At 33.3% G+C, this 264-nt stretch carries 1 tRNA gene; it reads left to right on the top strand.

The annotated features are described in order from the left end of the window. Positions 1 to 108: 108 nt before the first annotated feature. Positions 109 to 185: transfer RNA gene (locus tag FAY47_RS20010), tRNA-Ile, on the top strand. Positions 186 to 264: the final 79 nt, after the last annotated feature.

Here is a 264-nt window from a genome sequence, read left to right on the forward strand (position 1 = left end):
CTTGACTAGTAAAGAAAAAAATCTTAAAATAGGTTTTCTTCTCGAAAGAATGGTTTTAACTTTCTGTTCAATTTTGAGAGATCAAATTATTTTGATTTGCTCAAATTGGGGTCTATAGCTCAGCTGGTTAGAGCGCACGCCTGATAAGCGTGAGGTCGATGGTTCGAGTCCATTTAGACCCACCATTGTTCTTTGAAAATTGCACATAGTATATTGTTTGTATAAATACAACAAGCCAAGAAATATTCTTTGTATATTTAATAG

The organism is Clostridium sp. HBUAS56017 (genome assembly GCF_007115085.1).
Lineage (GTDB): Bacteria > Bacillota > Clostridia > Clostridiales > Clostridiaceae > Clostridium > Clostridium cibarium.